General features: G+C 64.6%; 23 protein-coding genes. 18 read left to right on the top strand and 5 right to left on the bottom strand.

All coding sequences use genetic code 11. The features are described 5' to 3' along the window. The first annotated feature begins 80 nt into the window (after positions 1-80). On the top strand, positions 81-1,208 hold the full coding sequence (locus BerOc1_RS03940) for a sulfite exporter TauE/SafE family protein (protein WP_071544392.1): 1,128 nt from the start codon (positions 81-83) through the stop codon (positions 1,206-1,208). A 77-nt stretch (positions 1,209-1,285) separates the two neighbouring features. Then, the gene (locus tag BerOc1_RS03935) at positions 1,286-1,942 is read left to right on the top strand and encodes a hypothetical protein (protein WP_071544391.1); all 657 of its coding nucleotides are present in this window, start codon (positions 1,286-1,288) and stop codon (positions 1,940-1,942) included. A 69-nt stretch (positions 1,943-2,011) separates the two neighbouring features. Here BerOc1_RS03935 and BerOc1_RS03930 read toward each other — a convergent pair whose 3' ends face one another. Then, a complete protein-coding gene (locus BerOc1_RS03930) occupies positions 2,012-2,524 on the bottom strand; it encodes a PH domain-containing protein (RefSeq protein WP_071544390.1) in 513 nt (170 codons plus the stop codon). A 164-nt stretch (positions 2,525-2,688) separates the two neighbouring features. On the opposite strand from BerOc1_RS03930, the gene BerOc1_RS03925 reads away from it, so the two are divergent. The 5 genes from BerOc1_RS03925 to BerOc1_RS03905 are packed head-to-tail and all read left to right on the top strand — an operon-like array spanning position 2,689 to position 9,628. Further along, on the top strand, positions 2,689-3,627 hold the full coding sequence (locus BerOc1_RS03925; protein WP_129586476.1) for a phosphate/phosphite/phosphonate ABC transporter substrate-binding protein: 939 nt from the start codon (positions 2,689-2,691) through the stop codon (positions 3,625-3,627). A gap of 6 nt (positions 3,628-3,633) precedes the next feature. Beyond that, positions 3,634-5,694 (top strand): ATP-binding protein, encoded by a 2,061-nt coding sequence (locus BerOc1_RS03920; RefSeq protein ID WP_084641045.1) that lies wholly within the window; start codon positions 3,634-3,636, stop codon positions 5,692-5,694. 3 nt (positions 5,695-5,697) lie between these two features. Then, complete coding sequence (locus tag BerOc1_RS03915) at positions 5,698-6,063, top strand: response regulator (protein WP_071544388.1); 366 nt, start codon at positions 5,698-5,700, stop codon at positions 6,061-6,063. Between the two features lie 54 nt (positions 6,064-6,117). Continuing rightward, a complete protein-coding gene (locus BerOc1_RS03910; protein WP_071544387.1) occupies positions 6,118-8,571 on the top strand; it encodes a PEP/pyruvate-binding domain-containing protein in 2,454 nt (817 codons plus the stop codon). Next, a complete protein-coding gene (locus BerOc1_RS03905) occupies positions 8,564-9,628 on the top strand; it encodes a dual specificity protein phosphatase family protein (RefSeq protein WP_071544386.1) in 1,065 nt (354 codons plus the stop codon). Before BerOc1_RS03910 ends, BerOc1_RS03905 begins: the two co-directional genes overlap by 8 nt. Before the next feature lie 7 nt (positions 9,629-9,635). Here the strand turns inward: BerOc1_RS03905 and BerOc1_RS03900 are convergent, their stop codons facing one another. The 4 genes from BerOc1_RS03900 to BerOc1_RS03890 are packed head-to-tail and all read right to left on the bottom strand — an operon-like array spanning position 9,636 to position 12,453. Next, positions 9,636-10,490, bottom strand: coding sequence for a hypothetical protein (locus tag BerOc1_RS03900; RefSeq protein WP_071544385.1), 855 nt, complete (start codon positions 10,488-10,490; stop codon positions 9,636-9,638). Then, positions 10,462-11,220, bottom strand: coding sequence for a molybdate ABC transporter permease subunit (gene modB / locus BerOc1_RS03895; RefSeq protein ID WP_071544384.1), 759 nt, complete (start codon positions 11,218-11,220; stop codon positions 10,462-10,464). Before modB ends, BerOc1_RS03900 begins: the two co-directional genes overlap by 29 nt. Positions 11,221-11,227: 7 nt before the next feature. After that, entirely contained in the window at positions 11,228-11,350 is a 123-nt protein-coding gene (locus tag BerOc1_RS19405) for a hypothetical protein (RefSeq protein ID WP_278248038.1), read from the bottom strand. A gap of 8 nt (positions 11,351-11,358) precedes the next feature. After that, complete coding sequence (locus BerOc1_RS03890) at positions 11,359-12,453, bottom strand: LeuA family protein (protein WP_071544383.1); 1,095 nt, start codon at positions 12,451-12,453, stop codon at positions 11,359-11,361. Between the two features lie 324 nt (positions 12,454-12,777). On the opposite strand from BerOc1_RS03890, the gene nifH reads away from it, so the two are divergent. The 11 genes from nifH (at position 12,778) to BerOc1_RS03835 (ending at position 23,693) form a co-directional block, all read left to right on the top strand. Next, complete coding sequence (gene nifH / locus BerOc1_RS03885; protein ID WP_071544382.1) at positions 12,778-13,608, top strand: nitrogenase iron protein; 831 nt, start codon at positions 12,778-12,780, stop codon at positions 13,606-13,608. 156 nt (positions 13,609-13,764) lie between these two features. Beyond that, entirely contained in the window at positions 13,765-14,118 is a 354-nt protein-coding gene (locus BerOc1_RS03880; protein ID WP_071544381.1) for a P-II family nitrogen regulator, read from the top strand. Continuing rightward, positions 14,118-14,492: a P-II family nitrogen regulator gene (locus BerOc1_RS03875; protein ID WP_071544380.1), complete on the top strand. Its 375-nt coding sequence runs from the start codon at positions 14,118-14,120 to the stop codon at positions 14,490-14,492. The genes BerOc1_RS03880 and BerOc1_RS03875 overlap by 1 nt, the downstream gene beginning before the upstream one ends. 22 nt (positions 14,493-14,514) lie before the next feature. Further along, positions 14,515-16,152: a nitrogenase molybdenum-iron protein alpha chain gene (gene nifD / locus BerOc1_RS03870; RefSeq protein ID WP_071544379.1), complete on the top strand. Its 1,638-nt coding sequence runs from the start codon at positions 14,515-14,517 to the stop codon at positions 16,150-16,152. Positions 16,153-16,161: 9 nt separating this feature from the next. After that, on the top strand, positions 16,162-17,538 hold the full coding sequence (gene nifK / locus BerOc1_RS03865; protein ID WP_071544378.1) for a nitrogenase molybdenum-iron protein subunit beta: 1,377 nt from the start codon (positions 16,162-16,164) through the stop codon (positions 17,536-17,538). Positions 17,539-17,611: 73 nt separating this feature from the next. Continuing rightward, on the top strand, positions 17,612-18,781 hold the full coding sequence (locus tag BerOc1_RS03860; RefSeq protein WP_071544377.1) for a radical SAM protein: 1,170 nt from the start codon (positions 17,612-17,614) through the stop codon (positions 18,779-18,781). A 20-nt stretch (positions 18,782-18,801) separates the two neighbouring features. Continuing rightward, the gene (locus BerOc1_RS03855; RefSeq protein WP_071544376.1) at positions 18,802-19,104 is read left to right on the top strand and encodes a (2Fe-2S) ferredoxin domain-containing protein; all 303 of its coding nucleotides are present in this window, start codon (positions 18,802-18,804) and stop codon (positions 19,102-19,104) included. Between the two features lie 16 nt (positions 19,105-19,120). Further along, the gene (locus BerOc1_RS03850) at positions 19,121-19,552 is read left to right on the top strand and encodes a GNAT family N-acetyltransferase (RefSeq protein WP_071544375.1); all 432 of its coding nucleotides are present in this window, start codon (positions 19,121-19,123) and stop codon (positions 19,550-19,552) included. A 23-nt stretch (positions 19,553-19,575) separates the two neighbouring features. After that, positions 19,576-20,970, top strand: coding sequence for a nitrogenase iron-molybdenum cofactor biosynthesis protein NifE (gene nifE, locus BerOc1_RS03845; RefSeq protein WP_071544374.1), 1,395 nt, complete (start codon positions 19,576-19,578; stop codon positions 20,968-20,970). Next, positions 20,963-22,330 carry a nitrogenase component 1 gene (locus BerOc1_RS03840; RefSeq protein WP_071544373.1) on the top strand — a complete coding sequence of 456 codons (1,368 nt, stop codon included), beginning with the start codon at positions 20,963-20,965 and terminating at the stop codon, positions 22,328-22,330. The genes nifE and BerOc1_RS03840 overlap by 8 nt, the downstream gene beginning before the upstream one ends. 94 nt (positions 22,331-22,424) lie before the next feature. Then, positions 22,425-23,693, top strand: coding sequence for a radical SAM protein (locus BerOc1_RS03835; RefSeq protein WP_071544372.1), 1,269 nt, complete (start codon positions 22,425-22,427; stop codon positions 23,691-23,693). Positions 23,694-23,699 lie beyond the last annotated feature (6 nt).

Below are 23,699 nucleotides of genomic sequence, written 5' to 3'. Positions count from 1 at the left end.
GGTACCAACTCCGCTGCCTAGGGGGGCGCGGAGTGACATTTTGGGGTCCTTTTAACATTCATTATGAGGAGGAGGTAACTGTGTTACGTTCCAAGAAAACTCTCCTGATGCTGGCCCTGGCCGCGGCTGTCTGCCTCATGGCTCAGCCCGCCCTGGCCGATCGTCTGGCCGACGCCATAGCCGAGGCCAAACCCACCGGCGAGCCCGGCTACATGGGCATTCCCGGCGGACCGCAGCTGAACATCATCATCGGTTTCCTGTGGGCGATCTGGGTAGGCTGGATCTTCTCCACCGTCGGCGCCTTCGGCGGCATCATGGCCGGTGTCGGTCACATCACCATCTACGGCCTGGGCGACTACGCCAGCTCCTTTGGCAAGGGCTCCAAGATGAACAAGGTCGTCACCGACTCCATCCGCGTGTCCAACCAGTGGCTCGTCGGTTGTTCCGCCGCCCTGTCCTCCTTCAACTACTACAAGGCCGGCCGCCTGGTGCTGCCGCTCGGCATCGCCCTGGCCATCGGTTCCGTGGCCGGTTCCTGGCTCGTGCCCTGGCTGACTGCCGGTAAGATCAGCCTGAAGGCCTACCTTGGCTACTTCGGCATCTTCGTCCTGTTCCTGGGCTGCTACCTGTTCTACCAGACCACCCCCAAGGGCCAGGCTGGCAAGCAGGCCGCCAAGAAGGCCGCCGAGGCCTTCCAGAAGTCCGTCAAGGAACAGCAGCAGGGCGGCACCGTGGACATGGCCGAGATGGGCGTGAAGGTCCAGAAGTTCACCCCGACCATCTGCGAGTTCACCTTCTTCGGCGTCGAGTTCAAGTTCAACCCCCTGATCCCCGTGATCGGCGGTTTCTGCATCGCGGCCCTGGCCTCCTTCCTGGGTGTCGGCGGCGGCTTCCTGCTGGTGCCGTTCTTGACCTCCGTGGCCGGTCTGCCCATGTACCTGGTTGCCGGTACCTCCGCCCTGGCGGTCCTCATCGGCATGGTCAACTCCATCGCCTCCTACATGCTGCTCAAGCAGACCCCGGTGGCCTGGGGCCTGATCGGCGCCGAGCTCGTCGGCATCGTCATCGGCTCCATCGTCGGACCCAAGACCTCCAAGTTCATCCCGGACAAGGTCCTGAAGTACATCTTCATCGTCCTGGCCGTGTACGTCGGTCTCCGCTACACCACCAAGGGCTTCCTGGGCTACTCCATCGTCCCGCCCTTCTAAGTCGGGCGAACTGACGGCAAGAAAGGGGGCCGCCCATACCGGGCGGCCCCCATGACCAACCTCTCACAGGAATGAACATGACCGGCCAAATCGTATACGAATTTCTCGACCCCTGGATGATCTGGGCCTTCCGCACCTCCGGCAACGCCTACGTGGGGTTCGCCCTCGGTCTGATCTGGGTCGCCCTTGCGGCAACCGTCATCGGCGAATTGTGCATGGCCGGGGTCTATTTCACCAACAAGAAGCATTTTAGGACCATCAACCGGGACATGGTCGACCACCACAACCTGTCGGTCAAGGCGCTGGGCGCCAAGAACAAGACCGCGTGGAAGGCCTGCAACTCCATCGCCAACGACGCCTTCGGCAAGAACTTCTTCGCCCGCATCGCGCTGTTCGCCTCGTCCCTGTGGGTGGTCCCGTTCGGCATCGGCTGGCTGTTCTACCGCTTCGGCCAGGTGGACTTCACTGTCCCGTTCCTCGGCTCGGTGGGCCCGGCCTTCGTGTTCATTCCGGTCTACATCCTGGTCCGCTATCTGTTCAGCCTGGCCAAGCCGTGGCTGCCGGTCTTCAAGACCATCCGCCAGAAGGTCAAGGACAACGAGGCCGGGGACGAGATGCTGGAATTCACGGACCTGCTCAGCGAAGAGGACAGGAAGGAATACATGCGCAAGAAGGAGCGGGCCAAGGTCAAGCCGGGGCTTGTGAAGAGCAAGCCGGTCCCCGAAGGGTCCTAGCGATTTCGAAAAAAGGAAAAGCCGCCCCATGGGGCGGCTTTGTTCTTTGATATGTCCGGCCGGGCCGGTCTAGGGAGCACCCTTCTCCACGGCCTCCAGAAAGCCGGGGAGGTCCGAGGGGCCGATCAGGTAATACCGTTCCTCGGTCTGGACGCAGAGCACGTCCTCGCGGTTGGTGACCACGACCGCCTCGCGGCCGTCCTTGATCTCGACCATGCCGGACCGGTAGGCGCCGAAGGTCATGTACTTCTTGGTCTTGGTGAAGTGGAAGTCCGCATCCTTTTTCAGGTCCACGCGGAAGGTCTTGACCACCGAGGCCCACGGGATGACCGCCGATGCGAACGGCGGGGCGGCCAGGAGGATGCCCTCGTCCGCCACCGTGACCGAGGCCCGCTTGGGCGTGATGTAGAGCATGTACCAGTAGAACAGGGAAAGCGGTCCGGCCACGGCGATGAGGCAGATGCCGGTCCAGGTCAGGCCGGAGTTGAAGCTCCAGGCCACGGCCGCGGCGACAACGGCCACGACCAGGAGGAAAAAGGTGAGCACGGTCTTGCTCATGGGGATCTTGAAAATCGTCGTCATGGGAATCTCCTTGCTTGGGCACGCCCGTGTGCTGGTCCCCTTCATACTGACTTGGCGGCGAGTTGCCAAGGGATAAGACTTGTTGGAATGCGGCCTGAATTTCTGTACTGTTTCAGGGCATGTCCGAAACGCGGCGCACGGCGCCGGGAACTGCTGATCCGATGATGACCATGATGAGAATCCGAATGACGACCTGGGCGGCCCTGCTCGCGCTCCTTCTGCCCGTGGCCTTCGCGTCCGGGTGCTCGGACGAGAAGCCGGTCAAGGTGGACCTGTCCAAGCGCGAGGACCTGGTGGCCCCGCGCATGGACGAGGCCATCACCTACGCCTACCTGCCGCAGTATTCCCACACCATCTCCTACCAGCGCCACCGCAGGCTGGTTGAATACCTGCGCAAGGCCACCGGCCTGCCCATCCGACAGATATTCCCCGACACCTTCGAGGAGCACGTCAAGATGGTCGAGCGCGGGGAGATCGACATCTCCTATTCCAATCCGTTCGTCTACGTGCGCCTGGCCAAGGCCGGGGCCCAGGCCTTCGCCCGGGTCATCGAGCCCTCGGGCGAGCCCAACTTCCGGGGACAGATCATCGCCCGCGCGGACAACGCGGCCGTCAATTCCATCGGTGACTGCCGGGGCAAGCGCTGGATCGCGGTGGACCCCAACTCGGCCGGCGGCTACCTCTTCCCCCTGGGGCTGTTTTACGACCACGGCATTCATCTATCCGACTTCGAGACCGTGGACTTCGCTCCCGGTCCGGGCGGCAAGCAGGAAAAGGTCGTCCTGGCCGTGCACGCGGGCGTGTACGACATCGGGACCATCCGCAAGGGCACCCTGGACGTGGTCAAAAACAAGATCGACCTCGGTTCCATCCGCGTCCTGGCCGAGACCCGCACCTATCCCGGCTGGGTGTACGCGGCCCGCAAAGGGCTCGATCCGGCAGTGGTGGAGGCCGTGGCCCAGGCCATGTTCGCCCTGGACGTGGACACCCCCGAGCACCGGGCCATTCTGAGCGCGGCGGGCATGAAGGGCATCATCCCGGCCCGCGACCTCGACTACGACCCGGTCAGGGAGCTGGCCGAGAAATTGAACCTGGACCGGTAGCCGTTCATGCGCATATTTCCCCGCCTCAAGTTCCGCACCAAGCTCAACCTGGGCATGTCCGCCATCCTGGTGGGCATGGCCGTGCTCCTGCTGCCCCTGGTCGGGACCATGAGCGCCAACTCCCTGGTGGAGGAGAGCAAGAAGCGCGGCTCGGCCCTGGCCGAGGGATTGTCCGTGCGCGCCGTGGACCCCATGCTCGCCCGCGACTTCCTGCGGCTCAAGAACATGGTCGACGAGCAGTCCACGGTGGAGGACGTGATCTACGCCTTCATCCAGGACAGGAACGGCTTCGTCCTGGTCCACACCTTCCAGAAAGGATTCCCGGTGGACCTCATCGACGCCAACCGGGCCGCCTCGGGCGAGTCCCTGCGCATCCAGCTTCTGGCCGACGGCTCGCGGCGCATCTACGACTTCGCGGCCCCTATCCTGGTCTCGGAGGGGCGGCTCGGGACCGTGCGCATCGGCCTGTCCCAGGCGCGCATCCAGATGGCCGTGCAGCGCCAGCTGACCCTCATGGCCGGGCTGTTCACCGGGGCGCTGATCCTGGCCACGTCGCTGGGCACGGTCTTCGCCCGGCGCGTCACCGCGCGCCTGGGGCGGCTGCGCTCCCATGCCGAGGAGATGTTGACCGGCAACCTGGACATCACCTCGGGCCCCACCTGGGGCATCCACTGCTGGGAGAAGCAGGAGTGCGGGACCACCCAGTGTCCGGCCTACGGGGAGACCCGGCGGCGGTGCTGGTACATCGCCGGGACCATGTGCCCGGACTGCAACAACGAGGGCAATTTCCAGTGCCGCCTGGAGTCCTGCCGCCGGTGCGTGGTCTACCGCGAGAACGCGGGCGACGAGATCCAGGACCTGGCCGAGACCTTCGACGTCATGGCCCTGTCGCTCAAGAGCCACATCGAGGAGCTGCGCGACGCCGAGCGCAACCTGCGCGACCAGCAACGGCTGACCCGGACCATCCTGGACGTCTCCCCGGACCGTGTCTCCCTGGTGGACTCGACCATGCGCTACCGGGGCTGCAACAAGAGCTTCGCCGAGTCCGTGGGCATGTCCCTGGCCGAGATCGAGGGCAAGACCGATTTTGACCTCTTCCCCGAGGCCGAGGCCGAGGAACGGCACATGGCCGCCCGCGACATCCTCCAGTCCGGGCGTAGGCTGGACACCCAGCTGATGGTCGAGACGGGCGGGGGCGAGCACTGGTTCCACGTGGTCTGCGTGCCGGTCTTCAACGACGAGGGGCGCATCGACGGGCTGCTGCGGACCGACCGTGACATATCGGACATCAAGCGCTACGAGAACCAGCTCATCCAGGCCCAGAAGATGGAGTCTCTGGGACTTCTGGCCGGCGGCGTGGCCCATGAGATCAACACCCCGCTGGGCATCATCCTGGGCTACGCCCAGCTGCTCCAGGAGGACGTGGATGCGGGCAGCCAGATCCACCAGGACCTGGCCATCATCGAGAAGCAGACCCAGGTCTGCAAGAAGATCGTGGCCGACCTGCTCGGCTTCTCCCGCCAGACCCAGTCGGCCAAGCGCGAGATGTGCTTCAACAACTCGGTCATGGAGGCGGTCTCCCTGGTGCGCCACACCCTGGAGCTCGACCAGGTGGAGATCATCACCCAGCTCGACGACCGCTACCCGATCATCTACGGCGACCCCGAGAAGCTCAAGCAGGTCTGGATCAACCTGCTGACCAACGCGCGCGACGCCATGGCCGGCCAGGGCGGGACCATTCTCATCCGCACCCGGCTGGACACCCCGGTGGGCATCGTCTCCCTGTGGGTGGCCGACAACGGCTCGGGCATCGCCGAGGACGCGCTCAAGAAGATTTTCGATCCGTTCTACAGCACCAAGGCCGTGGACAAAGGCACCGGCCTGGGGCTGTCCGTCTCCTTCGGGATTATCGAGGACCACGGCGGCGACATCCGCGCCGTGAGCCCGGTCCCGGACGATTTCGGGTTCCCGGACGCCAGGAAGGGAGCCGAGGGCGGCGGAACGGTCTTTGAAGTGAACCTCCCCCTGGACCATCAGGCCGACGGCGGGGAACCCGAAAAGGAGTAGATCATGGCGAATATATTGGTACTCGACGACATCAGCGACGCCGGGATGCTGGTCAAGCGCATCCTGGAGCGCAAGGGGCACAAGGTGTGGAACTTCACCGAGGAGGAAGACGCCCTGAAGCACGCGGCCGGGAAGAGGATCGACCTGGCCATCCTGGACATCAAGCTCAAGAAGATGACCGGCGTGGAGGCCCTCGAGGAACTCAAGAAGGTCAACCCGGAGATGAAGGCGATCATGCTGACCGGCTATCCCACCCTGGAGACCGCCCGCGAGTCGCTCAGGCTCGGGGCCCAGGAATACTGCGTCAAGCCCATCAACAAGGAGGAGCTGGAGGCCAAGGTGGCCGAGGTCCTCGACGGCGGGGAATAGGGAAGGGCAAAGGCCCGCGGGCAGCGAACCACATAGAAAAGCCAAGGACGATCCATGTATCTCAAACAGCTCTTCAGGCACTGGACCTATCAGGTATTCGCGCCGGGCACCCTGCTTCGGCGCAAGTACGAGGCGTTCAAGTCCCTGCTGGCCCACGACGCCGTGGCCCTGGAACTGGTCGCCGACCTGGAGGAGATGTTCTACGGCAAGCGGCTGGCCGACCGCCAGCGCGCGCTCTGGATGACCAACCGGCTGTCCTCGGCCGTGTCCACCATGGCCGGGCAGCTGGTGGAGATGAACCCGACCCGGTACATGGATCTGCCCGAGTACTTCCGCAAGATCGACTTCTACGTGCACATGGCGCTGGAGCTCGAACAGCCCGAGGTGGGCCCGCCGTACATCCTCTCCCTGGAGGAGGCCGGTGCCCTGCCGAGGCTGGCGGGCGGCAAGGCGTCCAACCTGGGCCGGGCCAAGGCCCTGGACGGCATTCCGGTGCCGCCCGGCTTCGTGGTCACGGCCAACGCCTTCAACTACTTCATCGACTTCAACGGCCTGGGCGAGGAGATCGAAAAGCGGCTGCGCCAGATGGTCGTGGGCGACCGCGACCTGCTGGCCCGGCTGACCGCCGAGATGCAGGAGCTTATCCTGGCCGCCGACGTGCCGGAGGAGATCGCCCGGGGCATCCGCTACGGCGTGTCCGAGATCATCGAGGGCGACGACCTCATCGCGGTCCGCTCCAGCGCCTTGGCCGAGGACGGCGAGATATCCTTCGCCGGGCAGTACGCCTCGGAGCTGAACGTCCAGCCCAACGACGTGCTCGAGGCGTACAAGCGGGTCCTGGCGGGCAAGTACTGCCCGCGCGCCGTGGCCTACCGCATCTCCAACGGGCTGACCGACAGCGAGACGGCCATGGCCGTGCTGGTCATCCCCATGGTGGACGCGGACACCGCGGGCGTGCTCTACACCCGCGACCCGGACTGCCGGGGACGCGAGGCCATGGGCGTGTACGGCGTGCGCGGCCTTGGCCACGGGCTGGTGGACGGCTCCACCTCCCCGGACAAGGCCGTGCTGACCCGCGAGACGACCCCGCGCCTGGACGCGGACTGCACCCCGGACGTGGGCGGACTGCCCTCCGAGGAATCCCTGGTCCGGCTCGGTCAGCTGGCCATGCGCTTGGAGGAGGCCTTCGGGCGGCCCCAGGACATCGAGTGGGCAGAGGATGTTACCGGCAAACTGTATATCCTCCAGACCCGGCCTCTTCAGGAGGAGCGCGAGGAGGCCCTGGCCGCGCCGGAGCCCCTGCCCATGGCCGTCCGGCCCATCGCCGAGGGGCTGGAACGCGCTTCCACCGGCGCGGGCTGCGGCAAGGTGTATTTCGCCTCCACGGGCGAGCGCATCGCCCAGATTCCCGAGGGGGCCGTGGTCGTCACCCCGAGCCTCAAGCCGTCGCTTCTGACCTTCATCGGCAAGATGAACGGAGTCATCGCGGCCACCGGCAGCCGGGCCAGCCACTTCGCCTCCGTGGCCCGCGAATCGGGCGTGCCCGTGGTGGTCGGCGACGTGGGCGACCAGCTCGCCCAGGGGAGGCTGGTCACTGTGGACGGCACGCACGGGGCCGTTTACGACGGCTGCGTGGAGGAGATCATGACCCGGGCCCGGGAAGGGCAGCAGGTCTCGGCGCGGGTTGTCGAGCAGTACGCCAAGGTCGCGCCCCTGACCGTGCGCCTGAACCTGACCGACCCCCAGAGCGAGGACTTCACCCCCATGGGCTGCAAGTCCCTGCACGACGTGATCCGCTTCTGCCACGAGAAGTCCGTGAACGAGATGTTCGCGGTCATGGACAAGAAGGGGCGGGGCATGCACACGGCCAAGCGGCTGGAGACCAGCCTGCCCCTGGTCATGTACGTCCTGGACCTGGGCGGCGGCTTTTTCGCCAACGCGGGCGAAGGCAAGACGGTTTCGCCCCAGGACATCAAGTGCCGACCCATGTGGGCCCTGTGGTACGGACTGGCCGACGACCGGGTCCAGTGGCCCTCGCGGCTGACGGCCATGGACTGGGAGGAGTTCGACAAGGTCTCGGGCGGCATCTTCAGCTTCGATTCCAAGCTGCTGGCCAGCTACGGACTGATCTCCGAGGACTACCTGCACCTGATGGTCCGCTTCGGCTACCACTTCTCGGTGGTGGACGCCATCTGCGGGCCCGAGCAGGGGGCCAACTACATCAATTTCCGCTTCAAGGGCGGCGGGGCCGGATTTGACCAGCGCCTGCTCCGCCTGGAGTTCATCCGCCGGGTCCTGGAGCACTACGGGTTCGAGACGGCCACGCGCGGCGACATGATCGACGCCAAGTGCGCCCGGCTGCCCGAGAACGACATCCGGCGGCTGCTCATGCGGTTGGGCTACCTCATGGCCGTGACCCGGCTCATGGACATGCGCATGGACGACGAGGAGCAGGTCGCGGCCGAGGTCGAGCGGTTCATCAACGACGCGGAGTCGCGCGATGGCTGACAAGACCGCCGCCTACAAGGTCACCTGGGTCACGGACCAGCTCGGCGTGGGCAGCGCGCCCATGAGCTACCCGCAGCTGGAGGCCATCCGCGCCCAGGGCGTTGACGCCATCCTCAACCTGTGCGGCGAGTTCTGCGACCTGCACGACATCGAGAAGGACGCGGGCTTCGAGGTCCACTATCTGCCGCTCGAGGACGAGGAGGCCCCGGGCCTGATCGAACTGGAAAAGACCCTGGCCTGGCTGGACGAGGCCATCTACCTGGGCAAGAAGGTGCTCATCCACTGCCGCCACGGCATCGGCCGGACCGGCACGGTGCTCAATGCCTATCTGCTGCGGCGCGGCCTGGGCCACAAGCTGGCGGGCAAGGCGCTCAAGAAGCTCAAGAGCAAGCCCGCCAATTTCGTTCAGTGGCGGACCATCCGCAAATACGGCAAGCAGTCCGGCCAGCTGACCGTGCGCGAGCCGTCCCTGGAGTTCAAGCGGCTGGTGGACCTGTCGCCGTTCTTCAACGATTATTCGGAGCTGGTCGCGCGGGTGGACGAGAGCGGCCAGGCCACCGAAGGGCTGGCCTGCGGCCTGGACCACAGCCAGTGCTGCACCACCCCGGTTTCCCTGACCCTGGCCGAGGCCGTGTACATCTCCCACCGCATCAACCAGAAGCTGTCCGGCGAGGAGCGCCTCAAGGTCATCGAGCGGGCCGTGGCCACGGCCCAGGCCGAACGCAAGGCGGCCAGCGATCTGGCCGGAGGCGGGGAAGGGGAATACTGCCTGTCCGAGGCCGGGGCCGTCTGCCCCCTGCTCGAGAACGACAAGTGCCTGCTCTTCGAGCACCGGCCCATCCAGTGCCGCGCCTTCGGCCTGGACCGGCAGGACGCCGGAGGCATGTGGGGGACCATGATCAACCCGGCGCTGAACAAGATCTCGGCGGAAATATGGTTCGCCTACACCGGTTCCATGGCGTCCGGCGACATGCCGCGCTTCGCCCTGCCGGACGTGGTCTCCGGCAAGTTCGTGGAGACCATCTTCCGGTACATGATGCGGCAGGGGCTGGAATAGGCCGCGCCTAGACCGAGCAGTGCAGCTCCACGAAGGGGTTGGCCAGCTGCGGCAGGTGGGATTCGGCGAAGAAGACGTGTCCCTCCCTGGGCAGGGTCATGGGTGTTGCGTCCGGGTCGGTGGATACGCTGACCGTGTCCTTGGTGAAGGTTACGGTCATGGGCACCACTTCCTGTTCCGCCTCGCTGCACAGGCTCTCCCGGGTCTCCGGCACGTGGCAGTGGGTGTGCCCGTCCGGGTGGATCACGGTCAGCTTGGTCAGGGTGGTTATCACCCGGCAGACCTTTCCTTCCTCATCAAACATCAGCGAATTGGCGTCCCCGTTCACGCCCACGGCGTCCGGGTCGTAGGCTGTCATCTCGCCCGCTCGGGTGGGTACGGAGGTGGGTTTGGCCGGCTCCAGGGAGCGGACCTTGCCGTCCCGGGTGAAGCTGACCCCGATGCGCGCCTCGATGGGCCCGGCCGGGGTGGGCACCGACAGGGTCTCGCCCGGCCACAGGGTCAGGCTGCGCAGGCTGCGGTCGTCGTAGAAGCTGACGCTCAGGACCTTGACCCGGATCAGACCGATGGGCGTGGTCAGGGTGACCGGCTTGGACAGTGCGGCCTCGTCGTCCTGGCTCCAATAGCCCGACAGCTTGCCGTTCAGGGGAAAGATGCGGTTGATGGCCCCGTTCTCGTGAAAGGAGATCAGTTCGGCCGGAATCTCGCCCGCCGGGGTGGCGATGACCGTCTGGGTCTCCAGGGGCACGGACTTGAGCCCGCCCGACCCGTGGTATTCCACGGGCAGGATCTCCCGTTTGCGCAAATCGTCGGACGTGTGTTGGGGAATCAATTCACCGTACTGCGTGGATATGGTCTGCATGATAACCTCTCTTGGAGTCTTGGAAGGCGGGTCGGCGCCGGGGGTGGCTGCCGTCCGGAATCCTTGAGGGTGCGGGGCGTCCGGCCAGGCCGTGGCGTCCGATGAAGAGCAATGTCGCGTAGCTGACGAGCAGCAGGGCCAGGGAGAGCAGGCCGGCCTGGCCGTATTCCAGGGACTCGGTGTGCTCGAAGATGGCGATGGAGGCGACCTTGGTTCGGCCCGGGATGGACCCGCCGAGCATCAGGGCCACGCCGAACTCGCCCACGGTGTGCGCGAAGATCAGCGCGGCCGAGGCCGTGAGTCCGCCCTTGGCGTTGGGCAGGATGACGTGCCAAAAGGCCTGGGCGTGGGTCATGCCCGAGCAGCGGGCCGCCTCGACGATGCCGGGGTCGATCTTCTCGAAGGCCGCGCGCATGGGCAGCACCCCGAAGGGCAGGCTGTAGACCAGGGAGCCGATGACCAGCCCGGAAAAGGAAAAGGGCAGGGCAAAGCCGAACAGCGATTCCCAGGCCGCGCCCAGGGGCGAGCTCGGGCTCATGACCATGAGCAGGCCGAAGCCCAGGACCGTGGGCGGCAGGACCATGGGCAGGTTGCAGGCCGCCTCCGCGTACCGCTTGCCCGGCATGCGCGACACGGCCAGCCAGTAGGCCAGGGGCATGCACAGGCACAACAGCAGGGGAGTGACCGCCAGGGCCAGCTTGCCGGTGATCGTCAGCGCCGTGAAATCCATACCGTACCTAGGGGTTGAGGGTGGCCTGGGCCGCCGTAATCGTCGGGGCCGCGTCCGGGGGCGTGGCCGTGGAGGCCGCGCCGGACAGGACGCAGAGCCAAAGACAGATGTACAGGACTTTCTTGAACACGGTCCCTCCTAGTTTTTGACCAGTTTCGAGAGTTCGCTGTCGGTCAGGGGGCGTTCCAGCTCCCAGGCCAGCTTCCTTACTTCGTCGACAAGGGCCGGAAGGCCCTGTTCCGGAAGGTCGAGGCCGTGGTCCGCAAGGGCGCTGGCGATCGCCGCTCGCCCACTTTTTCCGCCAACAGCGACCATCCGGTTCGCACCGATGCGGCCGGGGTCGAAGGGTTCGAAAAGCTCAGGCGACTTGCTGAGGGCGTGCGCGTGAAGGCCGGACTCGCAAGCGAAAATGTCCTTGCCCGCGATCGCCTTGGTTCGGGGAATCGGCACCCCGGCAGCTTGAGAAACGAAATGGCAGAGGTCGCGAAGGTCTTCAACTTTGTACGCATGGCTTTTCTCCTTGAGTGTCAGGTAGGCGGCCAGCTCCTCGGTGGCCGCGATGCCGGACCGTTCGCCGATGCCGAGCAGGCTGACGTCGGCGTAGTCCGCGCCGGCGGACAGCGCGGTGACCGCGTTGCCCGTGGCCATGCCGAAGTCGTCGTGACAGTGCACGGCCAGGTCGATGTTCAGTTCCTTCTTGAAGGCCGTGATCAGGGCCGCAGTGCCGGGCGGGGTCAGCAGCCCCAGGGAGTCGGACAGGCGCACGCGGGACGCGCCCACGTCCTGCGTCAGCCCGGCCGCCTTGAGGGCGAAGTCCTGGTCGGCCCTGGAGATGTCCTCCAGGCCGACGGACACGTATTCCAGGCCCAGGAGCCCGGCCGCGAGAACGGTTCGGGCCAGACGTTCCAGGAGCCCCTCGCGGTCCGTCCCGAGTCGGTTTTCGATGTGCAGGTCGGATACGGGCACGCCGATGTTGATGCGGTCTATCTTAAGGCCCGCGGCCTTGCGGATGTCCGCCTCCCGGCAGGGCGACCAGACGGACAGGGCGGTACCGTTGCGCCGCTTGCCTATCCTCCGTATGAGCTCGTCCAGCCCTTCCTGTCCCACCCAGCCCAACTCGATCTCGTCCACTCCTATGGCAAGGAGGCCGGACACGATTCTCTCCCGCGCCTCCATGGAGAAGTAGGCCCCGAAGAGCTGCGCGCCTTCTCTGAGTGTGGTGTCGATCAACATGTGGTTTGTCCTCTTATTATTGTTGCGGGTGATGCTGACTCTCTATGAGCAGGAAGGGTGCCAATTCTCAATTTATAGCTATCCAGTTGATATTATAAGTGAAAATTATTGACGTAAAAGATAGGGATTTGCCTACGTTTTTGTAGGCTACAACACTTGTGTCTGCGTGTTTGGTGTGAACCTACACTTTTTGTAGGAAGCTACACCGCTGTAGGAAACTATATTTCTCCTTTAAAAACAGATTGTTAACACTGTGTAGGCAGTTTGGCACGGCGTTTGCCTTAAGGGCTTCATCGACGCAAACAAACCCATGGAGGAGAAATCATGAGGAAAGTAGCAATTTACGGAAAGGGCGGAATCGGAAAGTCCACCACCACGCAGAACACTGTTGCCGGCCTGGCTGAGATGGGCCGCAAGGTCATGGTCGTCGGTTGCGACCCCAAGGCCGACTCCACCCGTCTCCTGCTCGGCGGCCTGGCGCAGAAGTCCGTGCTCGACACCCTTCGCGAAGAAGGCGAGGACGTGGAACTCGAGGATATCCGCAAGCCCGGTTTCGGCGGCACCTGGTGTGTTGAGTCCGGCGGTCCGGAGCCCGGTGTCGGTTGTGCCGGCCGCGGCATCATCACTTCCATCAACATGCTCGAGTCGCTGGGTGCCTACGAGGAATCCGAGGGTCTGGACTACGCCTTCTACGACGTCCTCGGCGACGTTGTCTGCGGCGGCTTCGCCATGCCCATCCGCGACGGCAAGGCCCAGGAGATTTACATCGTCTGCTCCGGCGAGATGATGGCCATGTACGCGGCCAACAACATCTGCAAGGGCATCATGAAGTACGCGGAATCCGGCGGCGTCCGCCTGGGCGGCCTGATCTGCAACTCCCGCAACACCGACCGCGAGGCCGACCTGATCACCGAGCTGGCCGCCAAGCTGGGCACCCAGATGATCTACTTCGTGCCCCGCGACAACGACGTGCAGCGCGCCGAGATCAACCGCAAGACGGTCATCGAATGGGACGGCTCCGTGCCTCAGGCCAATGAGTACCGCGGCCTGGCCAAGGCCATCGACGAGAACGAGATGTTCACCATCCCGACCCCGCTCGAGATCGAAGACCTGGAACAGCTGCTCATGGACTACGGCATCATGGAAGCCGCCTAGTTCTCCCCCGACATTTCGCCCGGTCGGCGGCCCCGGCAGGCGCGGAATTCGAAAGAATTCCGTGCCTACAGGGGAGGACCGGCCCGAAAATACGGCGAAATCGGGACCTGAAAACAATCAAAGTCCTTTAATTAAGAAGAGATAGGAGAGAGCAAAATGATGATCATGGTACGAGCAATTGTGCGGCCCGAGAAAGCGGACACCGTTCTGGCCGCTCTGATGGACAACGGCTTCCCCGCCGTCACCAAGTATTCCGTGGCCGGTCGCGGCAAGCAGCGCGGCATCAAGATCGGCGAGGTCACCTACGACGAGATCCCCAAGACCATGCTCATGTGCGTTGTCAACGCCGCCGACAAGGACTTCGTGATCAACACCATCATGGACTCCGCCCGCTCCGGCACCAAGGGCGCGTTCGGCGACGGCAAGATCTTCGTTTCCGACGTGGAGGACGTCTACACCATCAGCTCCGGCGTGAACGAGACCGCCGCAGCCAGCGAGGAGGCCGCGTAATGAAGGAAGTCATCGCAGTCGTGCGCATGAACATGATGAACCAGACCAAGGCCGCCCTGAGCGAAGCCGGCGTGGACGCCTTCTTCGCCCACGCAGCGGAAGGCCGCGGCAAGGGGTTCGTCAACTCGGCCGTCGTCGAAGGCGCTGAGAGCGGCTACGAGGAAGCCGCCGCGGTGCTCGGCGAGAAGGGCAAGCTCTATCCCAAGCGCATGGTAACGGTAGTGGTCCCCGATGACATGGTGGAAGACGTCGTCGAAGCCGTCATCGCCGCCAACAAGACCGGCAAGCCGGGCGACGGCAAGATCTTTGTCCTGCCCGTGGGTGACGCCGTCCGCGTCAGAACCGCCGAAACCGGTGCAAAGGCCATAGCCTAGCCGACATCAAGGAGTACTGAGAATGGCCAAGACCAAGAAAGTGGTGCAGCTCATGCCCACCGACATCAAGGAAGAACTTCTCAAGAAGTATCCTCCCAAGGTGGCTCGGAAGCGCGCCAAGCAGATATTGATCAACGAAGCCACGGAAGCCGAGGCGCCGCCCGAGATCCTGGCGAACGTCCGTACCATTCCGGGCATCATCACCATGCGCGGATGCACCTATGCGGGCTGCAAGGGCGTTATCATGGGCCCGACCCGCGACATCCTGAACATCACCCACGGCCCCATCGGCTGCGGATTCTACTCCTGGCTCACCCGCCGCAACCAGACCGATGCGAGTGCGGACGGCGTGAACTACATGCCCTACTGTTTCTCCACGGACATGCAGGACCAGGACATCATCTTCGGCGGTGAGAAGAAGCTCGCCGCCGCCATCCAGGAAGCCTACGACATCTTCCATCCCAAGGGCATCTGCGTCTTCGCCACCTGCCCGGTGGGCCTGATCGGCGACGATATCCACGCCGTGTCCAGGAAGATGAAGGAGAAGTTCGGCGACTGCAACGTCTTTGCCTTCTCCTGCGAAGGCTACAAGGGCGTGTCCCAGTCCGCCGGCCACCACATCGCCAACAACCAGGTCTTCACCAACCTTGTCGGCGAGAACGAGACGCCCAAGGAAGGCAAGTACAAGATCAACCTGCTCGGCGAGTACAACATCGGCGGCGACGGTTTCGAGATCGACCGTATCTTCAAGAAGTGCGGGATCACCAACATCTCGACCTTCTCCGGCAACTCGACCTACGACCAGTTCGCCTCCGCCCAGCACGCCGACCTCGACTGCGTCATGTGCCACCGGTCCATCAACTACGTGGCCGACATGCTCGAGACCAAGTACGGCATCCCCTGGATCAAGGTGAACTTCATCGGCGCCGAGTCCACGGCCAAGTCCCTGCGCAAGATCGCCGAGTACTTCGGCGACAAGGAGCTCACCGACCGGGTCGAGGAAGTCATTGCCGAGGAGATGCCCGAAGTGAAGGCCGTGGCCGCCGACGTGCGCACCCGCACCGAGGGCAAGACCGCCATGCTGTTCGTCGGCGGTTCCCGCGCCCATCACTATCAGGACCTCTTCGCCGAGATGGGCATGAAGACCCTGTCCGCCGGTTACGAGTTCGCCCACCGCGACGACTACGAAGGTCGCCAGGTCATCCCCGAACTGAAGCCCGACGCCGACTCCCGCAACATCGAGGAGATCGAGGTCGTGGCCGACGAGAAGCTCTACAACCCGCGCAAGACCACGGATGAGTACAAGGCCCTGGAAGATGCCGGCTTCGAGTTCAAGCACTACGAGGGCATGAACGACCAGATGGACAAGGGCACCCTGATCATCGACGACCTGAACCAGTACGAGGCCGACAAGCTGGTCGAACTGCTCAAGCCCGACATCTTCTGCGCGGGCATCAAGGAGAAGTTCTCCATCCAGAAGCTCGGCGTGCCCATGAAGCAGCTGCACAGCTACGATTCCGGCGGCCCCTATGCCGGGTTCAAGGGCGCCATCAACTTCTACAAGGAAATTGATCGGCTCGTGTCCTCCAAGGTGTGGTCCTACATGAAGGCCCCCTGGCAGGAATCCCCCGAACTGACCGCCACCTTTGTTTGGGAATAGGAGAATACAATGGCTTTACTGAAGCATACACCCGTTGAAATCAAGGAGCGCAAGGCGCTCACCATCAACCCGGCCAAGACGTGCCAGCCCATCGGCGCCATGTACGCCTCGCTCGGCATCCACGGCTGCCTGCCGCACTCCCACGGCTCCCAGGGTTGCTGCGCCTACCACCGCTCTGCCTTGACCCGGCACTACAAGGAGCCCATCTCCGCCGCGACCTCGTCCTTCACCGAAGGCGCGTCCGTGTTCGGCGGTCATGCGAACCTGATTCAGGCCATCGACAACATCTTCACGGTCTATGACCCCGAAGTGATCGCCGTGCACACCACCTGCCTGTCCGAGACCATCGGCGACGACCTGAACCAGATCTTCGACAAGGCCCAGAAGAGCGGCAAGGTGCCCGAGGGCAAGACCTGCCTCGGCGCGCCCACCCCGAGCTACGTCGGCTCCCACGTGACCGGCTTCTCCAACATGGTCAAGGCCATGGCCCAGCTGGCCGAGCCCTCCGGCAAGAAGACCCACAAGGTCAACGTCATCCCCGGTTGGGTCGAGCCCTCCGACATGGCCGAGATCAAGCGGCTGTGCGCCATGGTCGGCGTGGACATCACCCTGTTCCCGGACACCGACGGCGTGCTCAACGCCCCGCTGACCGGCGAGTACAAGATGTTCCCCGACGGCGGCGTGACCATCAAGGAACTCAAGAAGACCGGCGACGCGCTCGGCACCCTGGCGCTCGGCGAGTGGTGCTCGGCCGACGCCGCCCGCTGGCTCGACGCCAAGTGCAAGGTCCCGTGCACCGTGCTGGACATGCCGTTCGGCCTGGCCGCCACCGACCGCTTCATCGACGTGCTGCGCACCGTTGCCGGCGTCTCGGTCCCCGACTCCGTCGCCTTCGAGCGCGGCCAGCTCGTGGATATGATCTCCGACATGCACCAGTACTTCTACGGCAAGCGCGTGGCCATCTGGGGCGATCCGGACCAGCTCATCTCCATGTGCGAATTCCTGGTCTCCCTGGACATGCAGCCCGTCTACGTGGTCACCGGCACCCCGGGCAAGGCGTTCGAGCGCCGCATCAAGGCGATCTGCGCCGACCAGCCCTTCGAGGTCAAGGTCAAGGCCAAGGGCGACATGTTCCTGATGCACCAGTGGATCAAGAACGAGCCGGTCGACCTGCTCATCGGCAATACCTACGGCAAGTATATCGCCCGCGACGAGGACATCCCGCTGCTGCGCTGGGGCTTCCCCATCCTGGACCGCCAGGGGCATCAGTACTTCCCGACAGTCGGCTACAAGGGCGGACTCAGGCTTCTCGAGAAGATTCTGGGCCTGCTGATGGATCGTAAGGACCGCGACGATCCTGAGACGACGTTCGAACTCGTCCTGTAGCGTTCATACCCGGTCCGGGGCGGAGACCTTCCCCCTCCGCCCCGGACCAAACCCTCAACCCAAGAAGGCTGTCATGTCCACCAATGCTGATCGTACATCCCATCCCTGTTTCGGCATGACCGCACGCAAGACCGTGGGCCGTCTGCACCTGCCCGTGGCCCCGCGCGCCAACGCCCGCATCCGCTTCGCGGGCGGCAACGGCAACAAGCCGGCCATGATGCCCGAAGAGGCGCTTACCTGGCTCGACCACGTCATGGAGCAGGGCAAGCCCGTCTCCATGGTGGGCATCACCGGGCCCGGCGACCCGCTGACCTCTCCGAAATTGACCCTGCACACCCTGCGCCTGGTCCGGGAGAAGTACCCCGATCTTTCCCTCTGCCTGACCACGCTCGGCATGAACGGCGCCGAGTACGCCGAGGAGCTGGCCGAGATCGGCCTGTCCCACATCACCGTGCTCGTGGACGCCGTGGACCCCGAGGTGGCGGAGAGCCTCTACGCCTGGATCCGGCCCGCCAAGCATACCCTGCCCCTGAAGGCCGCCTGCGAACTGCTGGTCACGGACCAGGCCCGGTCCGTGTCCGCCTTCAAGAAGGCCGGGCTGACCGTCAAGGTCAACACCACCGTGTACCCCGGCTACAACGCGGGCCACGTCGAGAAGATCGCCACCGTCATGTCCGACCTCGGCGCGGACATCATGGCCGTGGTCCCGTTCCACCCCGAGGAGGGCGTGGAGGACGCGCCCCAGGCCACCGACATGGAGCTTTTGTCCGAGATCCGCGATCGCGCCGGACGGCACATCGAGCTCATGCCCACCTTCAGCGAGTGCGGCGAGAACATGGTCGGCCTGGACAACCCGGACAAGCCCGGCGCACCGGTCTCGGTCCTGCCCAAGCCCACCAAGGAGCGGCCCAACGTGGCCGTGGTCAGCTCCACCGGCATGGATATCGACCTGCATCTGGGCCACGCCATCAAGGCCATGATCTACGGCCCGCGCGGCGACGGCCTGGCCTGCCTGCTGGGCGTGCGCGACCTGCCCGAGCCCGGTGCTGGCAACCAGCGCTGGGAGACCCTGGCCGACACGTTGGGCGACTGTTTCGTCCTGTTGACCGCCTCGGCCGGAGAGAACCCGAGAAAAATTTTGAGCCGCAAGGGTCTGTCCGTCCTGATCACGGACGGCGAGATCGAGGGAACCGTGGATGTGCTCTACGGGGGCGGTAAGAAAGGCAAGAAGAACAAGAAGTAACCAGAAGGAGAGTAAAGGAAATGGCGATTCCCGAGAGAATGATCATCTGTTGTCAGTCCTTCCGTGCGGCCGGAGATCCCAAAGGCATCTGTCATAAGCAGACCGACGGATTCCTGCAGTACATCGAGGAAGAAATTTTGGATCGCGGTCTGGACGCGCTGGTGGTCGGCTCCACCTGCCTGAAGCAATGTGAATCCGGCCCCATGGTGGTCATTCAGCCTGAGAACTGGTGGTTCAAAGGCGTGGATTCCGAGGCTGCGATCGACGCTATTCTGGACGGCCTGGAAGACGGCGAGCCCGCCGAAGAATACCTGGCGTCCTAAAAGGAATCAGAGTCCCATGCCTGAAGCCGTCGTCATCCGCCCCGCAACCCGCACGGACCTTACCGGTCTCGTGTCCCTGCTCGGTTCGATCTCCTCTCTCCGTGAGGAGTTCGCCGGAAGGGACGGGCAACGGCGTGATCTGGAACTGATGCTGAAAAACGGTCGGGGACGCATCCTGATCGCGAGCGTGGCCGACGGGACTGTGGTCGGCATGTGCTCGGGGCGGCTGACGATCCAAAAGGCTGAAGGCGGCCCCGCCGTCCTCATCGAAGATGTGGTTGTCCGTGAGGACTGGCGGGGCCAGGGCCTCGGCGAATTGCTGATTCACCGGCTCACCGAGTGGGCCAGGGCCGACAGCGCGGGGAGGCTGATGCTCCTCGCAGACCCGGACGCGGCCCCGGCTCCCGGATTGGAAAACAACACCCATCGTCCGGACAACCGACTGTAATCTATCGATATAGGGGAAGTAAAATGAGTACGACCAGTTCGACCATACTCGAGGAAAGAAAGGACCAGATCCACCGGACCGGCGAGGGCGCCATCGACATCGCCTGCAACCGTGAGTCCCTTGCGGGCGCCGTCAGCCAGCGCGCCTGCGTGTTCTGCGGCTCCCGCGTGGTCCTCTATCCCATAGCCGACGCCCTGCACCTGGTGCACGGCCCCATCGGCTGCGCGGTCTACACCTGGGACATCCGCGGCTCGCTGTCCAGCGGCCCGGAGCTCCACCGGCTGTCCTTTTCCACGGACCTGCAGGAGACCGACGTGATCTTCGGCGGCGAGAAAAAGCTTACCGCCGCCCTGGACGAACTCATCGACCGGCATTCCCCCAAGGCCGCCTTCGTCTACTCCACCTGCATCGTGGGGCTCATCGGCGACGACCTGGAGGCGGTCTGCCGTAAGATGACCGAAAAGAAGGGCATCCCCGTGCTCCCGGTCATGTCCGAAGGGTTCAAGGGCAACAAGCGGGCTGGCTATCTGGCCGCGTGCAAGGCCATGTTCCGGCTCATCGGCCAGGGTGACACGTCCGGTATCTCGCCAGTTTCCATCAATATTTTCGGCGACTTCAACCTGGCTGGAGAAATCTGGATCATCCGCGAGTACTTCGAGAAGATGGGTGTCCAGGTGGTCGCCAACGTGACCGGCGACGGCCGCGTGGCCGACATCAGCCGTTGTCACGGCGCGGCCCTGAACCTGGTCCAGTGTTCCGGGTCCACCCAGGACCTGGCCAAGATGATGGAGGAGGAGTTCGGCATTCCGTACCTGCGCGTCTCCTACCTCGGCATCGAGGACATGGCCGACTCCCTGTACAAGGTGGCCGACTTCTTCAAGGACAAGGACCCCGGGATCGTCGAGAGGACCCAGGCCCTGGTCCGCGAGGAGTTGAACAAGCTCATGCCCGAGCTGGCCCGTTACCGCAAGGACCTGGAGGGCAAGCGGGTGGCCATGTACGTGGGCGGCTCCTTCAAGGCGTTCTCCCTGGTCAAGGCCTTCCGTCACCTGGGCATGAAGGTCGTGGTCGTCGGCTCCCAGACCGGCACCAAGGAGGATTATGCCGAGCTGGCCGAGATCACCGATCCCGGCACGGTCATCATCGACGACGCCAACCCGCTCGAACTGTCCCATTTCATCAAGGAGAAGGACGTGGACGTGTTCGTGGGCGGGGTCAAGGAACGGCCCATCGCCTACAAGCTGGGCGTGGGCTTCTGCGACCACAACCATGAGCGCAAGGAGGCCCTGGAAGGGTTTGCGGGCATGCTCAACTTCGCCCGCGAGATCCACTCCTCGGCCATGTCCCCGGTCTGGCAGTTCGCCCCCCGGCGCGCCAACCGTATCAAGGAAGCCCGGAAGGAGGCCGTCAATGAGTAAGGTCAAGACCGCAAGACCCAATTTCGTCTCCACGACCAACGCCTGCAAGCTGTGCACGCCGCTCGGGGCCTCCCTGGCCTTTCGGGGCGTGGAGGGGGCCATTCCCTTCCTGCACGGCTCCCAGGGGTGCGCCACCTACATGCGCCGCTACATCATCTCGCATTTCCGCGAGCCAGTGGACATCGCCTCCTCGGCTCTGGGCGAGAAGAACGCCATCTACGGCGGCGGCCCGAACCTGAAGAAGGGCATCCTCAACGTCATGAAGAAGTACAACCCCCAGCTCATCGGGGTGGCGACCACCTGCCTGACCGAGACCATCGGCGACGACGTGCCCATGTACTTCAACGAGTTCTTCAAGGAGTTCGGCGACCTCGACCTGCCCGAGCTGGTCCGGGTCTCCACCCCCAGCTACAACGGCACGCACATGGACGGCTGGCACGGCGCGGTCCGCTCACTGGTGGAGCAGCTCTGCCTGGAAAAGGCGGACGACGACGGCCGGGTGAACATCCTGCCCAGCCTGGTCTCCTGCGAGGACGTCCGGCACCTGCACGACATCTGCGACCACTTCGGGATCAAGTCGACCATCCTGCCCGACATCTCCGAATCCCTGGATGGCCCGGCCCTGGAGGACTACGTCGACATCCCCGAGGGCGGCACGCCGATCAGCGAGATCAAGACCATGAGCGCGGCGGCGGGAACCATCGAATTCGGCCGCTGCCTGCCTCCCAAAACCGGCGGCACCAGCCTGGAGGAGCGTTTCGGCGTGCCCAACCACCGCATCGGCCTGCCCATGGGGCTGCGTGAGTCCGACCGTTTCTTCGAGACCCTGGAGGAAATCTCCGGAAAGCCCATGCCGCGCCGTTACGAGCTGGAACGCGGCCGGTTGGTGGACGCCTACGTGGACGGCCACAAGTACATCTTCGGCAAGCGCGCCGTGGTCTACGGCGAGGAGGACCTGGTCGTCGGCCTGTGCGCCTTCCTGGCCGAGATCGGCGTGGACGTGGTCCTGGCCGGGACCGGCGCGCGCGGCAAGGGGCTGGAGCAGGCCATCGCCAAGGTCACCGACGGCGTGGCCCGCATGGCCCCCGAGGTCCGCGAGGGCGTGGACTTCCACGACATCGCTGCCGAGGCCGAGGAACTCGCCCCGGACCTGCTGGTGGGGCACTCCAAGGGCTACCGCTACGCCAAGGCGTGGAACGCGCCCCTGGTGCGCGTGGGCTTCCCCATCCACGACCGGTTCGGCGGCCAGCGCACCCTGACGCTCGGCTACAAGGGCACTCAGGCCCTGTTCGACCGTGTGGTCAATGCGGTCATCGCGAAGAAGCAGGCCGATTCCCCCATCGGCTACGGATATATTTAACCGCGGAACGAAACGCCGACACCAAGGCAGACACAGAACCGACAAGCAGCCCGGCCCCGGTTCCCGACCGCCGGACAACCACAGGAGACCTGATATGTCCAAGGATACCACCAAGCACCCCTGTTTCAACAAGAAGAGCGCCGGAAGCTGCGGCCGCGTGCACCTGCCCGTGGCCCCCAAGTGCAACATCCAGTGCAACTACTGCAACCGCAAGTACGACTGTGTGAACGAGTCCCGCCCCGGCGTGACCTCCGGCGTGCTCAAGCCGTTCCAGGCCGCGGAGTACATGGACAAGGTCCTCGAGAAGGAGCCGCGCATCACCGTGGCGGGCATCGCCGGTCCCGGCGATCCCTTCGCCAACCCCGGGGAGACCCTGGAGACCATGCGTCTCTTGAACGAGCGCCATCCCGAGCTGCTCTTCTGTTTGTCCTCCAACGGCATGGGCATCCTGCCGTACCTGGACGACATCGCCGAGCTCGGCGTGTCCCACGTGACCATCACCATTTCGGCCGTGGACCCGGCCATCGGGGCCAAGATCTATGCCTGGGTCAAGGACGGCAACGTGGTCTACCGGGGAGAGAAGGGCGCCGAGATTCTCCTGGACCGCCAGCTCAAGGCCATCAAGGGCCTCAAGGAACGGGGCATCACGGTCAAGATCAACTCCATCGTCATCCCGGGCGTCAACGACCACCACATCGTCGAGGTCGCCAAGGTCTGCGCCTCGCTCGGCGCGGACATCCAGAACATGATTCCGCTCAAGCCCACGGCCGACACCCCGTTCGCCGGGATTCCCGAGCCGGGCCGCGAGACCGTTCTGCCCCTGCGCAAGGAGGCCGAGCCGTTCATCGAGCAGATGACCCACTGCAAGCGCTGCCGCGCGGACGCGGTCGGCCTGCTCAGCGACGACCAGTCCGTGGCCCTGTGCGGCACGCTCCAGGCCTGTTCCAAGCTCAAGCCCCTGGAGGCGACCATGGCCCGTCCGTTCGTGGCCGTGGCCACCCGCGAGGGGCTGCTTGTCAACCAGCATCTGGGCGAGGCCAAGTCCTTCCAAATATGGGGCGAGTCCGAGACCGGCGGCTACCGGCTCATCGAGGAACGCCAGGCCCCGCAGGCGGGCTGTGGTCCCCAGCGCTGGTCCGATCTGGCCGCCACCCTCAAGGACTGCCGCGCGGTGCTCTGCGCCGCCGTGGGCGAGACCCCGCGCATGCTTCTCGAGGAGCACGACATCAAGTGCCACACCGTGGACGGCTTCATCGAGGATGCCCTGCGTTTCGTCTTCGAGGGCGGCGACATCAACGCCCTCAAGGTCCGCCGCGCGGGCATCGGCTCCGGCTGTGCCGGAGGCGGTGCGGGCTGCGGTTAATCGCGG

Origin of the sequence: Pseudodesulfovibrio hydrargyri (assembly GCF_001874525.1) — a bacterium.
GTDB lineage: Bacteria > Desulfobacterota > Desulfovibrionia > Desulfovibrionales > Desulfovibrionaceae > Pseudodesulfovibrio > Pseudodesulfovibrio hydrargyri.
Note: the sequence above shows the minus strand (reverse complement) of the source record. Positions and strands in the feature narration are given on the sequence as shown.

What these genes read in the sequence shown, in the direction of transcription:
- BerOc1_RS03935 (WP_071544391.1), top strand. Translation starts at nt 1,286, where the DNA reads ATGACCGGCCAAATCGTATACGAATTTCTCGACCCCTGGATGATCTGG.
- BerOc1_RS03930 (WP_071544390.1), bottom strand. Translation starts at nt 2,524, where the DNA reads ATGACGACGATTTTCAAGATCCCCATGAGCAAGACCGTGCTCACCTTT.
- BerOc1_RS03925 (WP_129586476.1), top strand. Translation starts at nt 2,689, where the DNA reads ATGACCATGATGAGAATCCGAATGACGACCTGGGCGGCCCTGCTCGCG.
- BerOc1_RS03920 (WP_084641045.1), top strand. Translation starts at nt 3,634, where the DNA reads ATGCGCATATTTCCCCGCCTCAAGTTCCGCACCAAGCTCAACCTGGGC.
- BerOc1_RS03915 (WP_071544388.1), top strand. Translation starts at nt 5,698, where the DNA reads ATGGCGAATATATTGGTACTCGACGACATCAGCGACGCCGGGATGCTG.
- BerOc1_RS03910 (WP_071544387.1), top strand. Translation starts at nt 6,118, where the DNA reads ATGTATCTCAAACAGCTCTTCAGGCACTGGACCTATCAGGTATTCGCG.
- BerOc1_RS03905 (WP_071544386.1), top strand. Translation starts at nt 8,564, where the DNA reads ATGGCTGACAAGACCGCCGCCTACAAGGTCACCTGGGTCACGGACCAG.
- BerOc1_RS03900 (WP_071544385.1), bottom strand. Translation starts at nt 10,490, where the DNA reads ATGCAGACCATATCCACGCAGTACGGTGAATTGATTCCCCAACACACG.
- modB (WP_071544384.1), bottom strand. Translation starts at nt 11,220, where the DNA reads ATGGATTTCACGGCGCTGACGATCACCGGCAAGCTGGCCCTGGCGGTC.
- BerOc1_RS03890 (WP_071544383.1), bottom strand. Translation starts at nt 12,453, where the DNA reads ATGTTGATCGACACCACACTCAGAGAAGGCGCGCAGCTCTTCGGGGCC.
- nifH (WP_071544382.1), top strand. Translation starts at nt 12,778, where the DNA reads ATGAGGAAAGTAGCAATTTACGGAAAGGGCGGAATCGGAAAGTCCACC.
- BerOc1_RS03880 (WP_071544381.1), top strand. Translation starts at nt 13,765, where the DNA reads ATGATGATCATGGTACGAGCAATTGTGCGGCCCGAGAAAGCGGACACC.
- BerOc1_RS03875 (WP_071544380.1), top strand. Translation starts at nt 14,118, where the DNA reads ATGAAGGAAGTCATCGCAGTCGTGCGCATGAACATGATGAACCAGACC.
- nifD (WP_071544379.1), top strand. Translation starts at nt 14,515, where the DNA reads ATGGCCAAGACCAAGAAAGTGGTGCAGCTCATGCCCACCGACATCAAG.
- nifK (WP_071544378.1), top strand. Translation starts at nt 16,162, where the DNA reads ATGGCTTTACTGAAGCATACACCCGTTGAAATCAAGGAGCGCAAGGCG.
- BerOc1_RS03860 (WP_071544377.1), top strand. Translation starts at nt 17,612, where the DNA reads ATGTCCACCAATGCTGATCGTACATCCCATCCCTGTTTCGGCATGACC.
- BerOc1_RS03855 (WP_071544376.1), top strand. Translation starts at nt 18,802, where the DNA reads ATGGCGATTCCCGAGAGAATGATCATCTGTTGTCAGTCCTTCCGTGCG.
- BerOc1_RS03850 (WP_071544375.1), top strand. Translation starts at nt 19,121, where the DNA reads ATGCCTGAAGCCGTCGTCATCCGCCCCGCAACCCGCACGGACCTTACC.
- nifE (WP_071544374.1), top strand. Translation starts at nt 19,576, where the DNA reads ATGAGTACGACCAGTTCGACCATACTCGAGGAAAGAAAGGACCAGATC.
- BerOc1_RS03840 (WP_071544373.1), top strand. Translation starts at nt 20,963, where the DNA reads ATGAGTAAGGTCAAGACCGCAAGACCCAATTTCGTCTCCACGACCAAC.
- BerOc1_RS03835 (WP_071544372.1), top strand. Translation starts at nt 22,425, where the DNA reads ATGTCCAAGGATACCACCAAGCACCCCTGTTTCAACAAGAAGAGCGCC.